Consider the following 15,808-nt stretch of genomic DNA (forward strand, 5'->3'; position numbering starts at 1 on the left):
GCCGTTCCCAGGAGGACACCTGAGCGCCTGGGGAATTCCCCTACCCCACGGGCCGGACGCCACCCGTCCAGTCGGGGCCTTCGCGCCCTGCGTCAACCCAGCCGGCCAATGCGCGGCTCGGACGCGCGCTCGGACGCGGTCCCCGACGACAGCGGGACGGCCGAGCGCAGCGGCAGGCGGACCTCCACCTGCGTCCCCTGCCCCAGCGTGCTCGTCAGGGAGATGTGCCCGCCGTGCTGGATGACGATGCGCCGGCTGAGCGCCAGCCCCAGGCCGGTGCCCTCGCCCGCCGCGCGGGTGGAGAAGAAGGGCTGGAAGAGCCGGTCCATGTCCTCGGGACGGATGCCCTCGCCGTCGTCACTGATGGTGACGATGGCCTCCTCCGCCGTGTTCGACGTGGCGATGCGGACCCGCCCCTGGGGCCCCACCGCACGCAGCGCGTTGTCCAACAGGTTGAGCCACACCTGATTCAGCGCGCCGGGATTTCCCCGCACCGGCTCCACGCAGTGGTAGGCCCGCTCCACCTTCACGTCCGGAGGGACCTTCCAGGTCAGCACGCTCAGCGTGGAGTCCAGCGAGGAGTCCAGCGACAGCATCACCGGGGCCTCGCTCGTCCGGGTGAAGGAGAGCAGGGACTCGGCGAGGTGGCGGATGCGCTGGCCACACTCCTCCACCACCTCCAACATGGCCTTGCTCAGGTCCACGTCCGTGGCGCCGCCGCCCGTCAGCATGTCCTTGAGCGGGAGCAGCGCGTTCATCAACCCGTTGAGCGGGTTGCGGACCTCGTGCGCGAAGCCGGAGGTCAGCAAGCCAATGGCGGCCAGCCGCTCGTTCTCCGCGGCGCGCACCGCCGCCTCGCGCAGGCGAAGCTGCGTCTCGATGCGGGCCAGCAGCTCGCGCGGGCTGAAGGGCTTGCTCAGGTAGTCGTTGGCGCCCGTGCCCAGGCCCTCCACCTTGGCGGACACCTCCTGGCGGGCGGTGAGGAGGATGACGGGGATGTCCACCGTCTGCGGGTCGCTCCGCAGCGCGGTCAGCATCTGCAGGCCGGACATCACCGGCATCATCACGTCCGACACGATGAGGTCCGGACGATCTCTCAGCGCGCGGTTGCGCCCGTCCTCGCCGTTGACGGCCTCGAGCACCTGGTAGTGCTGCGTCAACAGGCGGGCGATGAAGCCGCGAATCTCCGCGTCGTCCTCCACCACCATGATGCGCGCCGCCTCGGGCCCCGCCCCCACGTGGTCCCGGGCTGGCGCGTTCGCCGCGCCCGTCAGCTCCATGGAGCCGCGCTCCACCGAGGGGTAGCCCCCGGAGATGCGCCGCTCGCGCCGCACCGGCATGGCCGTCTGGCGGCGCTCGCGCAAATCCTCCCGGATGTGCGCGGTGCCCTTGGGCAGGCGGACACGGAAGGTGGAGCCCTGGCCCAGCACGCTCGTCACGGAGATGCCGCCCGCGTGCAGCTCCAGCGTCTCCTTCACCAGCGCCAGGCCAATGCCCGTTCCGCCAAAGCGGCGGGTGCCGCTGGTGTCCGCCTGGGAGAAGCGGTCGAAGATGACGGCGATGTCCTGCGCCGCGATGCCCATGCCGGTGTCGATGACCTCGACGTGGACGTCCGAGTCGTCTTCACGCACCCGCACCGTCACCCCACCCGCCTGGGTGAACTTCAGCGCGTTGGACAGCAGGTTGGTGAAGACGACGTCCATGCGGTCGAGGTCCACGTGGACCGGCGTCACCTCAGCGCCCTCCAGCGCGAGCAACACGCCCTGCCGCTCCGCCATGGAGTTGAAGGGCGGCACCACGGTGCTGAGGAAGCTGTGCAGCTCCAGGGGCTGGTAGCGCAGGCGGGCCTTGCCCGACTCCAGTTGCGCCAGGTCCAACAGGTTGTTGATGAGCCGCAACAGGCGCTGCGCGTTGCGCTCCATGGTGACGACGTGCTGGGCCACCACGGGAGGCAGCCCCTCCGCGCGCTTCTCCAGCGACTCCAGCGTCAGCAGGATGAGCGTGAGCGGCGTGCGCAGCTCGTGGCTCACGTTGTCGAAGAACTCGCTCTTGAGCCGGTCCAGCTCCTGCTGGCGGACCAGCGCGGTCTCCAGCTTGGAGTTGGCCTCGGACAGCTCCTGCGTGCGCTCGGCCACCCGGTCCTCGAGGGCCTTGTTGGCGCGGAAGATCTCCTCGTTGCGGCGCTGCAGGTCCTCCAGCGACGTCTGCAGCCCCTGGTGCTGCTCGGACAACTGCGCGTCCTTGCGCAGCAGCGCCGCGCGCGTGTCCAGCCACGCCCCCGCCGCGATGCCCACCATGCCCAGCGAGCTGACGGCGAACATGGGCGGCGCCAGGTTCAACGTGCCCGACAGCAGGCCCGCCACCATGCCCGCCATGCCACCGACGATGTAGCGCCACGCCAGGGGCGGCAGGTTCTGCCAGCGGATGTCGTACTCGCAGCAGTCCGCCCCATCCACCTGGCAGCGCAGCTCCTTCACCTCCGCCAGGGGCAGGTTCCAGATGGCCGGGAACGCGGACAGGTTGCCCTGCCGCGCGCGGCAGAATTTGCGATCCCGCTCGCGGATGCGGCTGACGTAGCGCACCTGCACCCGCGAGTCCGTGAGCGCGTCGATGTGGAAGCCGCCCACGCGGTTGTACGTGTGGTCCAGCTCCAGCGCGCGCTCATAGACGCTGCGCGGCGTCGCCAGCGCCTTCATCATGTAATACAGGAAGCCCACGGCGTCCGGACTGGCGATGCTGCGCCCCGCCTTGGTCATGAAGTCCGGATCACCCGAGTCCTTGTCGAGCACGTCGAAGAGGCGCTCGGTGAACCCCACGGAGACGAAGTTGGTGAGCGTCTCCACGTAGCTCAGCGACAGCGGCAGCGCCTCGCGTTGCCACAAGCGCACCAGCCGGTCCCGGCCATACGTCCGCTCGAAATAGAGCATCACGCTGCGCAGCATCCGGACGCTCAGCTCGGGAGTATCAGGGGCTGAGGATGCGGATACCGGTTCAGCGGGGACGGTCAACGCTTCACTCCTTCGGTCGTCAACACCATCGCATACTTGAGGGTGTCGGCGTCATCCAGGAGCGCCATGAAGCGCTGGCAGAAGGCATCGTAGGGCGCGGGGCCCCCAAAATAGGGCTCCGCAAGTGGACGCAAGGTCCGGAAGCGAATGACCCAGTCGTCATGCAGGCGGGCGTCCACCGCGCCGGCCGCCACGTAGAACGGGGAGATGTGCACACGCACGTCTTCCAGCCCGGCCTTGCGGAAGAGGTGGAAGAGCTTGCGGCCCGCGTGCAGGTCGAAGCGCGCCGCGCGCAGGGCGGACAGCAGCTTCTGGCTCTCCTGCTGGAGGTCCTCCGGGAAGGGCCAGTTCCACAGCCCCACCCCGTCGATGTCCGCCACCACCACGCGCCCGCCCGGCTTCACCACGCGCACCAGCTCCGCCAGGGCGGAGTCCTGCTCACCCAGGTACTCGAAGACGTACTGACACCAGACGTAGTCGAAATGGTTGGAGGGCTGGCGCGTCTCCGGAAGCGCGCCCTGGAGCAGCGTCACGTTCGGATGGCCGGAGAGCAACGCCTGGGCCGCCGACAGGTGCTCGGCCTGGGGTTCGATGCCCACCACGTGTCCCGTGGGCCCCACGATGTCCAGAATCTCCGAGGTGATGACGCCCGGCCCACAGCCCACGTCGAGCGCGGTGTCACCCGGCCGCAACCCGGTGAGCCGCAGCCGGTCCGCATAGGAAGTGGCGCTCGCCTGGGCTTGCAGGCGCTCCACCTCCTGGGCCGACTCCATCAGGTAGGTCATGCCGCGATGTCCTTGTCATCCGCCCGGCCGCCACCCCGGCCATGCGCGGCCAGCCGCTCGAAGACGGCGAGCAGGTAGGCATTCCAGTCCCGGACGAGCCGGCGGTGGGCGGTGAACTCCATGACCTTGCCCAGGTTGTGGAATCCCAGGGACTCCAAGGCCGGCAGGTCCGCGTCGGAGGCCAGACACTCCGCGGTGGAGCGGCCGCGCCGCGCCGAGTCCGCCACCGCGTGCGTCACCAGGGCCTGGCGCACGGCGTCCGCTTCCCGCGCGTCCGGCTCCACCATGACGAGGGAGAAGGAGTTGTACCACTCCGCCCAGAACAGGCCCGGCGTGGAGTCCTCCATGAGGACGAAGCCCTGGGGACCTTCGCGCCCCTCCACCAGGGCGATGCGGCGGGAGCGGCGCAGGCCCGCGTCCGAATAGCGCCCGCCCAGCGTGCCCATCAGCATCTCGCCCTCCACGAGGTCCGAGCTGCGCAGACGCACCACGTCCTGCGTCTCCCGCAGGTGCTGCTCCAGCCAGCGCAAATCGGACACCTCGGCGGGGCGTACGCGCAGGTCCGCGCGCGGCGCCGGCAGCGCGGCGTCCACGGGCAGCCGGCAGGGCGAGAAGGCGTGCAGACAGCTCAACCCCGGCCGCTCCAACCGGCTGGCGATGGCGCCGTAGATGCGCGACGTCCACCGGTTGCGGCAGCGCCACAGGGCGCGCAGGTACTCCACGTCCTCCAGGCTCTCCGCGTAGTCGGCCGCGAGCGCCACCAGCTCCTGGGAGATGGACTCATGGCGGTGGTAGCCCGGCCGCACCACCAGGTGCTGCGACAGCCAGGTCTTCGAATAGATGCGCAGACCGGAGATGTGGCCGTAGAGCCGGTCGTCGCGCTGGTAGACAATGGCCTTGGACAGCCCATGGATGCCATTGCCCAGCCGCTGGTGCGCGTCCGTCAACACCTCGGGCGTGGTGGCGGGCTCGTGGAAGGGGTAGTCCGGGAAGCGCACGTCGGCGGCGCGGAACAAATCCCAGACGTCGGAGAAGGGCAGCTCGGACGCGTCGCGCGCATCCGGACACCGCGCCTGGATGAACGCGTCCAGGATGGCCGTGCGCGCCTCGGGCTCCAGCTCCAGGATGCGCAGGCCACAGCGGCGCGGGCGGCTCATGCTGGCGCCCTCTTCCGTCATCGTGAGCTGACCGGTGTCCTGCACCTGCGCGCGGCACCGCGAGCGCCGGCCGTCCGGCAACTGGAGCGTCACCGCGTCCAGCACCAGCCCTGGCGGGAAGGCCTCGCGGCCCGCGTCGAACGGGAAGGCAAAGCCGCCGGTGTGCAGGTCCAGCAGCGGCCGGACGACGGACTCACCCGTCAGCGGTGAATTGAAGGACACCGCGAAGGGCCGCTCCGCGGTGGAGCGGAAGCGCAGGCTGTTGCGGCGGTGGTGCAGGCTCAGCGCGCGAGGCAGCGCCACCTCCACCTGGTGCCCCTCCGCGGCCAGCACCGCCGTGGTGCCCACGTGGCACACGCCGCCGAAGTCGAGACACAGCCGCACCACGTCGCCGGGATGGAAGAGCTCGCCCGGCTGTGACTGGTCGCGCAGCAGCAGCCGCGACTCCTCCGGCAACACCTCCGCGCGGGTGAAGTCCACCAGGCGGTTGCCTTCGTGCGTGCGCAGCCCGAAGCCCACGCCCGCGCGCACCGCGCGGCGAAGCAGGCCGCGGATGCGCACCGCGTCGTTCAGCAGCGGCGCGGCGGAGGAGCGCGAGTGTTCCATGGGGCGCTCCAGCGACACCCCCAGGTGGAAGCCGTGGCCCTCGTTCGCGCGCAGCGGTCGCACCATCCGGACGGTGGCATGTCCGGCGCGCAGCACCAGCGCCTCGTCGCGCAGCACCTGGAGCCCTTCCAGCGCCGTGCCGGGCGTGAGCCGCTCGATGCGCACGCTGGAATCCAGCCGCAGGCCCAGGCCGCCGGTGGCCACGTCGAGCACACGCGCGCGAAAGGTCGTCCCATCCGCGGTGAAGCAGGCCTCGAGCACACCCTGGGGCTCGCGGCGCTCGGACTCACGCAGCTCCAGCAGCTCCTGCACGGCGCGCCGCAGCGCGGGCGTGGGGTCGTCCTCCAGGGTGAAGAACATGTGCCCCGCCGCGGCGACGTCCACCAGGCTGTGGTGCGCCTGCGCGTTGTCCCGGGGGCACAACACCGCGCGGATGGAACGTGGGGTGTAGCGTTCCAGGTCCTTCAACAACCGGGGAAAGATGTCCGGATGCGTCAACACCAACGCGGGAGCGGACTTCGTGAGGAATTCGACCGCCTCCTGCCGGTTGGAGGCCTCGAGCACGTCGTAGCCGTCCAGCAAGGCGCGAAGCCGTCCCCGACGCTCCGCCTCCGGATGCACGACCAGCACTGCGCGCGTCGTCACGGTCATATGTCCTCCTCCACCGGGCACAATCCCCTGCTCCCCGTGGTCCGAAGTCCCTGGATGCAATGGCCGAACCGCATGCGCGAGGTCCGGGCCGGGGAGCCATCTTACCGGACCTCATGGGGAAGGGAGTGCCCCAGCATGAGGACAGGGCGGATGTTGGAAAAGGGCCGCCCGCCTGATTCGCGGCCACCCGGGCATGAGCAAAGTGGGGCAAACCGCACCCTGGCCGGCACTTCCAGTCCCGGTTAAATGTGGGACTCCAGGAGGTGCCATGGGCGCCGAAGTCGATTACGCGAAGGAAATCCAGGAGCTCAAGCGTTCCATGAACGCAGTCATCCTGGCGCACTATTACCAGGAGAGCGAAGTTCAGGACCTCGCGGACTTTGTCGGAGACAGCCTGGCCCTGGCCCAGGCCGCGGCGCGGACCGAGGCGGACGTCATCGTCTTCTGCGGCGTCCACTTCATGGCCGAGACGGCGAAGATCCTCAACCCGTCCCGCCTGGTGCTGCTGCCGGACCTGAAGGCGGGATGCTCGCTGTCGGACCGGTGCCCGCCGGGCGCCTTCAAGGCGTTCAAGGACAAACACCCGGACGCGTTCGTCGTGAGCTACGTCAACAGCTCCGCCGCGGTGAAGGCCATGAGCGACGTCATCTGCACGTCGTCCAATGCGGTGAAAATCGTGAACCAGGTGCCGAAGGACCGGCAGATTCTCTTCGCGCCGGACCAGCACCTGGGCCGCTACGTGATGAAGCAGACGGGCCGCGACATGGTGCTGTGGCCGGGGAGCTGCATCGTTCACGAAATCTTCAGCGAGAAGAAGCTGGTGCAGTTGAAGGTGGAGTACCCGGAGGCTGAAGTGGTGGCCCACCCGGAATGCGAACAGGCCGTGCTGCGCCACGCGGACTTCATTGGCTCCACCAAGGCGATTCTGGATTACGCGGTGCGTAGTCCGAAGCAGCAGTTCATCGTGGTGACGGAGGCGGGCATCATCCACCAGATGAAGCGCGCCGCGCCGGGCAAGACGTTCATCCCCGCGCCGCCCGACAATGGCTGCGCGTGCAACGAGTGCCCATACATGCGCCTCAACACGTTGGAGAAGCTGTGGCGCTGCATGAAGGACCGCACGCCGGAGCTCACCATGCCGGAGGACCTGCGCGAGGGCGCTCGCGCGCCGCTGCAACGCATGCTGGAGTGGTCTCAATAATCGTCGCTGGACAGGCAGCAGCGGACATTTGCCAACTCACGTCTTGCACCCCGCGAAGCACAATGCGATGGAGCCACCGTGGCCTTCCGATTCCTCGCAGTCCCCGGACACCGACTGGTGAACTTCCCCCAGGCGTTGCCGGACGATGAGCGCCTTGAGCCGGAGCTGCCTCCGGTGCATGAGGCCGTGGAGCGCGCCCTCACTGGCGCTGAGTTCCGTGACATGCGCGCCCGCGACCGGCTGCGCACCCTGCTGCAGGGGGACCGTCCGCCCGTGCTGGGCGCCCCCGAAACGGGCTTTGGTCCCTCCGCCGTCTTCGCGCAGCCGCCCCAGGACCTGCCCGCGCTGCTGCGGCTGGCGGACGAGCTGGAGAACCTGGCCCGCCGCGAGGCCGGTGAGCGGGCCCTGGTGTGGAAGTGTGGCGACTGCGGCGCCCGCTACGCGGTGCCGGTGGCGCTGGTGCGTCAGGTGTCCATCCGCTGCGAGCGGTGTGGCACGCCGGTGGAGCTGGCGGCCACGCGCAGCCTGGGCGAGGAGTCCCTCATCGACCCCTTCCTGGGCGCGGTGAATCACAGCCGCCGGGAGCTGGCCGCCTTCTTCCGCGAGGCCATGGCCCGCGGCTGGCCGGTGTTGGTGGCCGAAGACCGGCGCGTGCCACGCACGCAGCCCTCGGCCTGACGGCGCCCGGCCGAAAACGGGTTCTCGCGCCGCGTGGGGGACGGTAGCCTTGCCGTCCCCATGCGGCGCGCGCTCGTTCCCCTCCTGAGATGTCCCCGGTGCCGTCGTGGCGTCCTCCACCCCGAGGTGGATGCCCCGGTCCACTTCTTCGGTCCGCTGCGCTGCCTGGAGTGTGGCGCCAGCCACCCGGTGGCCGAAGGCGTCGCCGACCTCGTGGTGGACCCCGCCGCGTCCGGTCCACTCCAGCGCGGCATGGAGCAGCGCTGGGTGGCGCGTTCGTATGAGCGCTACATGCGGCCGGTGCTCCAGCGCGCGCTCACCCGCCAGCCGCTGGATGGCGACAGCGAGTTCCTCCTCTACCGCAGCCTCCTGGGCACTCCGGCGGCCCCCGTGCTCGACGTGGGCTGTGGCACGGGCCTGCTGGCGCGGCGGCTGGCGCGCGAGCCCGACATGGCGCCCGTGGCCGCGATGGATTTGTCCCGCGCCATGCTGGAGGAAGGCGTGGCCCAGGCGCGCGAGGCCGGCGTGGGCGTGGACTTCCTGCGCGCCGAGGCGCCGTACCTGCCCTTCCAGGATGGCACCCTGGGCGCGGTGTTGATGAGCGACGCCCTGCCCTTCGTGGCGGACCTGTCGCGGATGTTGCTGGAGGTCCACCGCGTGCTGCGGCCGGGCGGACGGTGGGTGGCCAGCACGTATGCGCCGCCCAAGGCGCCTCGCGCGCTGCTCCACCGGGGCGTGGGCCTGCATCCAAGAGGCGAGGCCGAGCTGCGCCGGGAAGCGGCGGCGGCGGGCTTCGTGCGCTTCGAGCGCGTGTCCCTGCCGCCCCTGCTGGTGGTGAAGGCGGAGAAGGGCTCCGCCGAGACGCCTAGATGAAGATGCCCGCGGACGCGTCGTAGCGCGCCTCGTTGAGCTTCAGCTCCGCGGGCTGGCCGCGCAGCGCGTCCATCACCTGCCGCTTCGGCTTCTTGCACTTGCTGCACTCGCAAGAGCCCTTCTTGCACGTGCAGTCCGCCTTGCTGTCGCACTGACACTTGGCGGCCATGAGCGAGTCGAGCACGTCCAGCGGCCGCTCCACGTCGCCGGTGGAAGGCGCGGGCTCCGCCTGCTTCGCCTTCGCCGGCTTGGCCGCCGCGGCGCGCTGGTGGGCCTCACAGGCCTCCGCCGCGCCCGGTGCCAGCAGCAGGCCGCTCATCATCAGCCCCCCGGCCATCCACATCCCGAAGCGCGTCGTCATGTCACTCTCCTCGGGGAAGGCACCCGCGCCCTCCCGCTCAGTCGGCGCCTATACCGCAGCCCTCCCCGACTGCCAAGGCCGCTGGCCATACCTTTGTCTACCTGGGAAACAAGGGCTGGCCGGGATGCACGCCTGGCTCGCCGGGCCGGGTGCCGCCGCGTACAGTCCGCGGCCTCCGTGACACCCCGACACTCCCGCCTCGTCCATGCCGCCGCGCTCGTCCTGGGGACGCTCCCCCTGTGGGTGTCGCGCCACCTCCCCATGGTGGACCTGCCGCAGCACTTGTACCTCATCTCCGTGCTGCACCGGCTGGACGACCCCACCACGCTGTACCCGCAACTGTTCGCCGCCCGGCACGCGCTGACGCCCTACCTGGGCTACTACTATCTGGTCAGCGGGCTCAACTGGCTGCTCCCCCTGGAGATGGCCAACCGCGTGTTCCTCTCCGCCTATGTGGTGGGGCTGCCGCTGAGCCTGGGCTTCCTGCTGCGAAGCCTGGGCCGCCCCACCTGGCCCGCGCTGCTGGCCCTGCCCTTCGCATATGGCGACAGCTTCAACTGGGGCTTCATCAACTACTGCGCCGCGCTGCCGCTGACGCTGCTGTGCTGCGGCCTCTTCGTGCGCACGCTGGAGGACGTCCCCCGTCGCCGCCGCTGGGCGCTGGGGCTGGCCGCGTGTCTGGTGGCGGTGCTGCTCTTCCACGTGCAGGCCTTTGGCTTCCTCGCCTTCGGGCTGCCCTGGCTGCTGCTCACCACGCGCGTGCCCGAGGACGCCTCCGCGCGAGGCCTCATGGCGCGGCTGCGGCCTCGCATGCCGGCGCTGCTGGGCGTCGTCCCCGGCGTGGCGTTGTTCCTGGGCTGGGTGGTGCTGCGCTTCGGCGAGCCCGCGGACATCCAGCCCGGCGTGCCGTGGAAGGCGTGGGGCCCCACCTTCTCGCCGCAGAACCTGGCCTGGAAGGGCTTCGAGCAGAACCGCGCCGAGCTCTTCCAGGTGCTCGCCAACACCTTCTGGGATGGCTCGGACCGCTGGGCGCTGTACGCCGTGGGCGCGGTGGCGGCGGCGGGCTGGGCCGCGGGCCTGCTGCGTCCCGAGCGCGCCCCTGGACAGGGCGTGGTGATGCGCTCGCGGTTGATGGGGCTGGGGCTGCTGGCGCTCGGCCTCTACTTCCTGCTGCCCTTCGACATCCGCGGCTACGTCTACTACCTCAACACCCGCTACGCGCACCTGGCCGCCGCGCTGCTGGTGGCCACCGTCCCCGCGACGCTTCCCGCGTGGCGCCAGCCCCTGCGACTGGCCGCCCTGGCCTGCGCCATGGTGCTGGCCGTCGCGATGGGCCGCGGCTACCGCGACTTCTCACGCGAGGCCCAGGCCGAGTGGGGCCCCCTGGTGGCCGCCACCGCCTCACGGCCGCGTGTCATGGGGTTGATGTTCGACCCCGGCTCGAAGGTGGTGCGACAGCCCGTCTTCATCCACAGCGCGGCGGTGCTGGCGCGGGCGCGCGGCGGCGTGCCCAACTTCACCTTCGCCTCCACGCCGCATTCGCCGCTGCGCTACACCGGCGAGGAGCCACCCACCTTCCCCTCCGAGTGGCGGCCGCAGCAGATGGACTATGCACGGCAGGGCGTCTGGTACGACCACTTCATCGTGCGGGGGGCGCCCCCCTCGCGCGTGTTCGGCGCGCGGCTCCAGTCAGAGCTGGCCGTGGTGGCGACGCCCGGAAAGAGTTCGCTCGTGCGGAGGCGCTGAGCGCCGACTGTGCCCTGGTGGGCGCACGGCCCTTCGCGGACATGCCCGGTGACGCGCGGAGTGAAGTAGAAATCCCCGCATGAGTTCTCCCTCTTCGGACCCTCGCTCCCTGCTGGACGCGCTGCGCGCCGGCACCCCGCTGCCCGCCTTTCCCTCCGAGGCGGTGGCGTCCGCCCGCGCGCTCGTGGGCGACCTCCCCCAGGCGGCGCTCGCCAGCGTGGAGGTCCTGCCGGAGCCCCTGGCGCAGGCGGTGCTCGAGGCCGCGGTGGTGGAGGGCCACGCCCCCCTGGCGGAGGCGCTGTCGGCCTCCTCGGTGAAGCCCCTGGCCAAGGCCGCGAAGAAGGCCCTGTACCGGCTGCGCTCGCGCGGCATCACCGTGGCCGAGGCCCCCCGCCCCGCGCCCACCGAGCCAGCACGCGCCACCAGCGCCGCCCCTGAGCCCCTCAACGCGCTCGCCAGCGCCATCACCCACGAGGGTGAGCGGGCGCTCGTCATGGCCCGCCTGCTGCGCGGCGCCGGCGTGGAGGTGGTGCAGATGCAGTTGTCGGATGCGCGTGGCGTGGTCGCGCTCCAACTGGGGGACCGCAACCGCGCCACCTGGCGGAAGCTGGTGAAGGACGGGCTGGCCCATGGCGGCATCGTGGAGCTGCCCCAGGACGAGGCCGCCGCCCTGCTGGCCGAGGCCGCCGGCACCAACCTGCGCACCCACACGCCCTTCCCCGAGGGCCTGGACGTGGTGCTGCGCCACTTCGGCGTGCAGCCCCAGTTGGAGCCCACCGCCCTGCCAGCCCCCTCGCCCGAGCATGTCCGCCGTGCCCGGGAGGCGGACGTGCTTCATGACACGGTGGAGCTGGCGTCGTGGCTGCCGCCCGAGATGGACATGCGGCTGCTGGTGCAGAAGGTGGACGAGGTGGTGCACAGCCCCCTGTCGCTGAGCGACGTGCAACGGCAGGAGCAACTGCAAGCGGCGGTGCTGAGCGTGGCCCGAGCGTTCTTCACCCCCGAGGTGAGCCAGCGCTACGCGTTGCGGCTGTGGCGGATGGCGGACTACTTCGAGCGCAGCGCCCGGCGTCGCGAGGCCAGCATCGCCCGGGCGGAAGCCCGCCTGCTATTCCACGGTCAGCAGGAGCCCTTCTCCCGCTTCGCCGAGCGGCTCTTCGAGAAGGTCCTGGCCCTGGTGGCCGCCGCCGGAGCCCGCGCGGGAGCGGCGCGGACTGGAGAGGGCACCGGCCCCGCGGAGGCCGCGCCCGCTCCCGTGGAGGAGCGGCGCAGCCCCGGCGGCCTCATCATCCCCTGAACCCTGGGGAAGCACGACGCACGGCCCCTCAGGCCGGCGTCACGCGGGCGCGGAGGAGCAGGTCCAGGTTCTCCCGCTCCCAGGCCAGCGCCCGAGCGTAGTCGTGGAACTGCTTCTCGTGCTCCATGAGCTCGGGCGGGTGGATGCAGCGCCGCCCGTCCTCGCCCTTCCGCGTCCGGTACACGTCGTGGAGCATCTCGTGGAAGACAATCCACTCCACGAAGTAGCGGGGCACCACCGGCTGGTCCAACGCCGGGTGGATGCGGATGACCTTCGAGTCCGCCGAGTAGGAGCCCATCTTGATGCTCTTGCGAGGCCCCTTCACCCGCGGCGCCGGGCCGTAGGTGATGGCCGCTTCGATGCGGCCGTCGAAGTAGCGCTCGTTCAACCGCTGGAAGATGCGCTCCAGGTCGTGATGCTTGCCTTCCGGCGCCAGGCGGATGCGCTTGCGCATCTGCGCCGGCGACAGGCGCCGGATGTAGATGCGGTTGCGCTCGATGAACTTGTCCAGGAGGACACTGGCGTCCGGGTCGCCCTTGCGCACGAAGCTGGCGAGCGCCTGGACCACGTCATCCGGAGCGACCAGGAACATGTGGTGCAGCCGCAGCCGCCACATGGCCCGCTGGCGTTGGAACGTCAGCATGGTGTGCGTGTTGTCGTGAATCTCCAACGCCACCTTCGCGCGCAGGCGCGTGCGCAGCCGGCGCTCGAGCACACGGCGCCAGACCTTCAGGAGCCTGTTGGGCTCGGGGACGATGGGAACCTGCCGGGCCACCCGGCCGGCCGTGTAACTCCGCTTCCTGATTACGTTTTTCTGACTCTTCGGGCGCGCCATAAGGGGTCCGGATTCTACGGACCCGTCTGACATGTGTAAACGCGCTCGGGATGACGAAAACCCAGGAATTCCAACGACTTAAGGCCACTCAAGCCCACCAGGGCCCACTTGTCCGCCCCTGGGGGTGGATGCCGCATACCCGGCAACTACCCGATGTCACTGGCGTCGCTTCTTGCACGGAATCTGCAAGACGAGCGGCCCCTCGGCCGCCGGCTCTATGAGGTAGGGCTTTGTACCCTTCGGCTTCCGACGTCCCGGGCACTGGTAGCTCACCCGGATGGGGCCCACCGGCAGCGACACCAGGGTGTTGATGGGCAGGCGCGCGCCTCCCTCGCGGCGCAGCACCGTGCGCGCGGGAGCGTCGAACCGGACGTCCACCGACGAGGGCGCTGCCTCCGGCGCGGTGCCCAGGGCCGGCGGTGCTTCGTCGGTTTCCGGGCCCGTCTCGGTGGGCTCCGTGTCAGCGGACGTCGGCTCCACGACGGGCGCCGTCGTGGCCACGGGCTGCACCGTCGGAGGCTTGGGCGCCGGGTCCTGCGGCTTGGGCCTTGGCCCCGTCACGGGCGCGGCCGGCGCGTCCAAGGCGCCCATCGACAAGTCCCGAGCCTGCACCGGAGACGCCACCTGCCCACCGTGCAGGAACCACCACAGCCCCGCGCCGAGCGCCAGCAGGCCCACGAACACCGCCAGCAGCAGCACCACCGGACGCTTGCGCCGAGACACCGTGGCCCGGGTGTCGGCGCCGTCCTCGGTGTCGTGCCCGGGGTAGCCCATGGTGGACTCGTCGTCGTCCGGATCCTCCCGAAGCGTGGGCCGCGGGTCCGTGTACTCCAGGGAGGACAGGCTCAGGTCGGTGTGCTGCGACGCCTCGTCATCGTCCCGCTGCCCGCCACGGACCGGCGCCGCGTGCCGGGGCGGAGGCCGTTGATTCACCGTCGCTGGCGTGAGCGAGACGGACTGGGAGACCTCCAGGTCCAACGACGAGGCCCTGCGCTGCGCCGCGAGCGGTGCAGACGGAGCAGCGTGCTCCGCGGTGGCCGGACGACGGGACACGGGCGCGGGCACCGCGGGGGCCGTGGGCTGACGCCGTGAGCGCATCGCCTCTGGCGGGGGCCGCAAACGCGACGGGGGCGGCTCCGCCTGGGGACCCGAGCGGCGCACCGGCACCGGCGGCGTCGCGGGCGGGCGGACCGGCACGTCCTTCACACGGCCCCGCTGGGGCACGGTGGATTCGCCGTCGCCGACGTCGAGCTCCTCGACCACCAGGGCCGCCATCTTGTAGCCCATCGGCGTGGTGCCGACGGCGGTGGACATCTCACCGTCCTCGTCGTCCTCGTCCTTGCGGCGCGCGGACAGCTCGCGCGGCCGGGCCATCAACGTCGCGGGTTCGGGCTCGTCGTTGGAGAACGGCGCCGGCATGGCGTCGCGGGACGCGCGGCGCGGCGCGGGCCGGGCCGTGAGGGCGGGCGTGAGCTGCGCGCTCGGGACTGGCGCCAGGTCGGACTCCGGCGAGGTGGAGGACAACGTGGGCGCGGTGGACTCCAGCACGGAGGGCCGCTTCGGCGGCTCCGCGTCCTGGGAGAGCCGGGCCCCCGGCAGGGGCACGGTGGCCTCGCGCCGCCCGGGCCCCTTCGCCTCGGGGATGTGGAGGATGGTGCGCTCCTCCTCGGCGCCGAGCAGCCGGCAGATGTAATCCGACACGTCCAGGCTCTGACGGATGACGCCGGAGCCGAGGAAGCCGTTGAGCGCGTCACTCACCTCGGACGCGCGCTGGTAGCGCTGGGAGCGGTCCTTGGTGAGGCAGCGCATGACGATGCGCGAGAGCGCCTGCGGGTAGTCGTCCCGCATCAGGTGCGGAGGCGCCGGGTCCTCGTAGCGGATGGCGTAGAGGATGCCCTCCGTCGTCGGCTTGGCGAAGGGCTGCCGGCCGGTGGTGATTTCGTAGAGCATGGTGCCCAGCGCGAAGATGTCCGCGCGGTGGTCCAACCGCTCTTGCGACACCTGCTCCGGCGCCAGGTAGAGGAACTTGCCCTTGATGACGCCCGGCTTGCTGCGCTCCATGAACGCGCCGGCCTTGGCGATGCCGAAGTCGACGAGCTTGACGCGCCCGTCGTAGCCAATCATCACGTTCTGCGGGCTGACGTCGCGGTGGATCAACTCCAGCGGACGTCCATCCACACCACGGCTGTGGTGCGCGTAGTCCAGGCCCGCCGCCACCTGCGCGCAGATGCGAGCGGCGACGCCATAGGGCACCGTGGCACCGAACTTGGACTCCTCGGCCATGACGCGCCGCAGGTCCACGCCCTCCACGTACTCCATGGCGATGAAGATGTTGTCGCCCTCCTTCCCCAGCTCGTGCACCTGCACGATGTTGGGGTGGTGGAGCTGCGCGGCGATGCGCGCCTCGTCCAGGAACATCTGGACGAACTCAGGCTCCTCCGACAGGTACGGGAGGATCCGCTTGAGGACGACCAGTTCAGGGTCCGGCGGTCGCTGGGACAGGAACAGCTCGGCCATGCCTCCCACGGCGAGCCGCTTGATCAGCAGGTATTTTCCGAACGGGGTGGCCGTCTGGGGCGAGCTCACGAAAGAAAGGCCGTCTGTCTGAAG

11 protein-coding genes are annotated in these 15,808 nt (G+C 70.7%); 5 read left to right on the forward strand and 6 right to left on the reverse strand.

Annotated features, from left to right (window positions below; all coding sequences use genetic code 11):
• Positions 1–92: 92 nt before the first annotated feature.
• The 3 genes from A176_RS21400 to A176_RS21410 form a co-directional block, all read right to left on the reverse strand.
• Positions 93–2,942, reverse strand: a complete 2,850-nt coding sequence (locus A176_RS21400; RefSeq protein ID WP_002639107.1) for an ATP-binding protein — start codon at positions 2,940–2,942, stop codon at positions 93–95.
• 62 nt (positions 2,943–3,004) lie between these two features.
• Positions 3,005–3,793 carry a methyltransferase domain-containing protein gene (locus A176_RS21405; RefSeq protein WP_002639106.1) on the reverse strand — a complete coding sequence of 263 codons (789 nt, stop codon included), beginning with the start codon at positions 3,791–3,793 and terminating at the stop codon, positions 3,005–3,007.
• Positions 3,790–6,207, reverse strand: coding sequence for a hypothetical protein (locus A176_RS21410; protein WP_002639105.1), 2,418 nt, complete (start codon positions 6,205–6,207; stop codon positions 3,790–3,792). The genes A176_RS21405 and A176_RS21410 overlap by 4 nt, the downstream gene beginning before the upstream one ends.
• A gap of 268 nt (positions 6,208–6,475) precedes the next feature.
• Between A176_RS21410 and nadA the strand changes: the two genes are divergently transcribed.
• The 3 genes from nadA to A176_RS21425 all read left to right on the forward strand — a co-directional run bounded on the left by nadA (position 6,476) and on the right by A176_RS21425 (position 8,959).
• The gene (gene nadA / locus A176_RS21415; RefSeq protein WP_002639104.1) at positions 6,476–7,408 is read left to right on the forward strand and encodes a quinolinate synthase NadA; all 933 of its coding nucleotides are present in this window, start codon (positions 6,476–6,478) and stop codon (positions 7,406–7,408) included.
• A gap of 78 nt (positions 7,409–7,486) precedes the next feature.
• A complete protein-coding gene (locus tag A176_RS21420; protein WP_002639103.1) occupies positions 7,487–8,086 on the forward strand; it encodes a zinc ribbon domain-containing protein in 600 nt (199 codons plus the stop codon).
• A gap of 126 nt (positions 8,087–8,212) precedes the next feature.
• A complete protein-coding gene (locus A176_RS21425) occupies positions 8,213–8,959 on the forward strand; it encodes a class I SAM-dependent methyltransferase (protein WP_021781258.1) in 747 nt (248 codons plus the stop codon).
• Here the strand turns inward: A176_RS21425 and A176_RS21430 are convergent.
• Positions 8,952–9,320 carry a hypothetical protein gene (locus A176_RS21430; protein WP_002639101.1) on the reverse strand — a complete coding sequence of 123 codons (369 nt, stop codon included), beginning with the start codon at positions 9,318–9,320 and terminating at the stop codon, positions 8,952–8,954. The genes A176_RS21425 and A176_RS21430 overlap by 8 nt on opposite strands.
• A gap of 177 nt (positions 9,321–9,497) precedes the next feature.
• Between A176_RS21430 and A176_RS21435 the strand changes: the two genes are divergently transcribed.
• Positions 9,498–11,066, forward strand: coding sequence for a hypothetical protein (locus A176_RS21435; RefSeq protein ID WP_002639100.1), 1,569 nt, complete (start codon positions 9,498–9,500; stop codon positions 11,064–11,066).
• 79 nt (positions 11,067–11,145) lie between these two features.
• Complete coding sequence (locus tag A176_RS21440; RefSeq protein ID WP_002639099.1) at positions 11,146–12,363, forward strand: hypothetical protein; 1,218 nt, start codon at positions 11,146–11,148, stop codon at positions 12,361–12,363.
• A 28-nt stretch (positions 12,364–12,391) separates the two neighbouring features.
• On the opposite strand, the gene A176_RS21445 is transcribed toward A176_RS21440, so the two are convergent.
• Together A176_RS21445 and A176_RS21450 are read right to left on the reverse strand one after the other, a co-directional pair.
• Positions 12,392–13,138, reverse strand: coding sequence for a hypothetical protein (locus tag A176_RS21445; RefSeq protein WP_002639098.1), 747 nt, complete (start codon positions 13,136–13,138; stop codon positions 12,392–12,394).
• A 216-nt stretch (positions 13,139–13,354) separates the two neighbouring features.
• Positions 13,355–15,784: a serine/threonine-protein kinase gene (locus A176_RS21450; protein ID WP_002639097.1), complete on the reverse strand. Its 2,430-nt coding sequence runs from the start codon at positions 15,782–15,784 to the stop codon at positions 13,355–13,357.
• Positions 15,785–15,808 lie beyond the last annotated feature (24 nt).

This window comes from Myxococcus hansupus (assembly GCF_000280925.3).
Classification (GTDB): Bacteria; Myxococcota; Myxococcia; order Myxococcales; family Myxococcaceae; genus Myxococcus; species Myxococcus hansupus.